Origin of the sequence: Corynebacterium sp. KPL4072, from assembly GCF_037908395.1 — a bacterium.
Taxonomy (GTDB): Bacteria; Actinomycetota; Actinomycetes; order Mycobacteriales; family Mycobacteriaceae; genus Corynebacterium; species Corynebacterium kefirresidentii.
Genome location: NZ_JBBMGE010000018.1, coordinates 1 through 2667, shown reverse-complemented (window position 1 = coordinate 2667; position 2667 = coordinate 1). Strand labels below are relative to the sequence as shown.

Genomic DNA, 2667 nt, shown 5'->3' with positions numbered 1-2667 from the left:
AAGTGGATCCAGAATGCGCTACCGAGGAAGTGGGCGCGGACATGGGCTGCTGCGGCCGCGCAGAAATAGGCGATGACTCCAATCATGGCTGTGATTCCTACGCCGGGGAACCAGAGGCCGGCAATGAGTCCTACGGCGGCGAGGCACTTGATGACAATGAGCGCCCACCACCAGTCCTTGGGGAGTTTGACGCCGCTGAGGCAGGCTTCGATGAAGGGGACTGGTTTGAGGGAGAGGGCGGCGTCGCCAAGCAGAATGGCTGCTAGTAGAAGGGAGGCCAGGCTGGGGAAGATTCTAGGACATTGGGTTACTCCGAATGCGGTGTTGAGGCGTTCGATCGATGAGGCGGCTTGGGATGTGAGGTGCTCGGTGTCGTAGATTCCGGCGGCCCAGCCGATGAGTAAGCCGAGGTAGACGTTGTACAGCAGGTCGGCGTACTCGGCCGCATCGGCGCTGCTGAGCCTGGTGCCGAGTCGCAGGGTGATTTCATCGGTCAGGAGCGTTTTGAGTGCGGTGAGCGCTTCGCCTTGATTGCCTTGTTGGATGAGTGCTGCGCCAAAGGCGCGGGAGAGCTCTTCGTGGCCGGTAAACATCTGGAGGAAAGGTCTCAGGACATCGAGAAGGCTATCGGATTGTCCCCGGATGTCATCGTGGAGTTCTGAAATGTGTTGGCCAATGGTGCGGATGAGCAGCGTTTGTTTGTCGCCGACTCCCATGACGGTTCCCACGCTAACGCCAGCTTCGGATGCGATAGTCCGGATGCTGGTGGTGGCGTAGCCCTGAGTGAGGAAGAGTTCGTAGGCGGTGGCTAGGACCTTGCTGACGGTGCCAGCTTTGGCGGCCGAGCGCGATGAGTGAACGTGTTCAGTGAACATGTTCAAAAGGGTAGCTCTTGATGGTTTCGAGGTCAATGACGCCGAAGTGTTGACAGTTGGCGCTAGGCCAGCGTGGGGAAGACGCGGTCGCGCAGCAGGTGTGCAAGCTCGCGGTCGGGGGCTGCTGGGTTGACCCAGGCGGTGTCGCCGATTTCGGCGGCGGCATGGGGTTCGTCGGCGGTGACGGTGCGGGTGTAGGTGAAGATGGTGCCGACGACGACCTCGCCCGGTTCGTTGGCGGCGGGAGCGTCGAAGGTGCCGAGTTTGTTGAGGCTCTCGGCGTCGAGGGTGAGGCCTACTTCTTCGGCAACTTCGCGCAGGGCGGCGTCGACAAGCGCCTCGCCCGCCTCGGGCTTGCCGCCGGGCAGTTGGTACTTGGTGGAGGACTTCTTGCGCACGGTAAGCACGTGGCCTTGTGGGTTGCGGATGACGACGGCTGCTACTTCAATCATGGCTGCTGATTGTAGGCGGCCTAGAGCAGCGGCAGGAGCACGAGGGCGAGATTGAGTGCGATGACCAGCGCGGCAAGCGTCCAGCCCACGGCCATAGACCAGGGTTTCGCGGCGAACTCACCCATGACGTCCCGGGAGCCGGCATAGCGGAAAAGCGGGATGATGGCGAAGGGGATGCCCAGGGAAAGAAGTGCCTGGCTGACCACCAGTGCCATAGTGGGGTCGACCCCGCAGCCGATGATGACCAGCGCCGGGATGAGCGTGACCAGGCGGCGGACTAGTAGGGGGACCTTGATGTGAAGCAGGCCGTCCATGATTTCGGAGCCGGCGTAGGCGCCCACTGACGTCGAGGCGAGGCCGCTGGCCAGCAGGCCGATGGCGAAGAGAACGCCGGCCAGCGGGCCGAGGTGGCTGGCAATCGCCGTGTGGGCCCCGGAGATGGTCTCTGTGCCGTCCACGCCGTAGAGGGCCGAGCCCGCCAGGACCAGCAGGCCCACGTTGACGAGCCCGGCGATGGACAGCGCCACGGCGATGTCCGCGCGGGTGCCGGCCAGCACGTGGGGGATTTCCAGGTCGGGGTAGCGCTGCTTGGTCAGGGAGGAGTGTAGGTAAATGGCGTGCGGCATGACGGTGGCGCCCAACATGGAGGCGGCCAGCAGGATGCTGTCCTTGCCCTCTAGGCGGGGGATGAGGCCGCCGGCCACGTCGGCGGGGTCGGGCGGGGCGATGGCGAGGCCGGCAAGGAAGCCGATGCAGATGACCAGGAGCAGGCCGATGACAAGCCCCTCGAACCACTGGTTCTTCTTCTGGAAGATGAGGAGAATGATGGAGACCGCGCCGATGATGAGCGCGCCCGCGAACAGGGGGAGGTTGAAGAGGAGTTGCAGGGCAATGGCGCCGCCGATGACTTCGGCGAGGTCGGTGGCCGCGGCGATGAGCTCGGCCTGGGCCCACATGCCTAGGCGCGCGCGGCGGGAGAGACGCTCGCCCATGATTTCCGGCAGGGAGCGGTGGGTGACTAGGCCCAGTTTGGCGGAGTGGTACTGGATGAACATGGCCATGAGGTTGGCCACGACGAGTACCCACACCAGGAGGTAGCCGTAGTGGGAGCCGGCGCTGATGTTGGCGGCTACGTTGCCGGGGTCGACGTAAGCCACTGCAGCAACGAAGGCGGGGCCGGTGAGGCTGATTAAGGTCTTACGCATAGGCATCTCCATACCAAAAGTTCAACTACTTGAAGTCTAGTTTTCATCGCCATATGTTGGCGGAATCAAGCGGTGGATGCGCCACGCTTGAATAGTTCGTTAAGTATTTCACGTGGGGTTGCGCCGCCGAGGATT

3 protein-coding genes are annotated in these 2667 nt (G+C 63.2%); all 3 read right to left on the bottom strand.

The window, feature by feature from the left end:
- Window positions 1-875 (bottom strand): TetR/AcrR family transcriptional regulator (locus WMP97_RS11875; protein WP_445293094.1); only part of this gene is annotated, 875 nt, incomplete at its 3' end.
- Window positions 876-937: 62 nt separating this feature from the next.
- Window positions 938-1327: an NUDIX hydrolase gene (locus WMP97_RS11695; protein WP_005292595.1), complete on the bottom strand. Its 390-nt coding sequence runs from the start codon at window positions 1325-1327 to the stop codon at window positions 938-940.
- Window positions 1328-1347: 20 nt separating this feature from the next.
- Window positions 1348-2532: an Nramp family divalent metal transporter gene (locus WMP97_RS11690; protein ID WP_011272788.1), complete on the bottom strand. Its 1185-nt coding sequence runs from the start codon at window positions 2530-2532 to the stop codon at window positions 1348-1350.
- Between the last annotated feature and the right edge of the window lie 135 nt (window positions 2533-2667).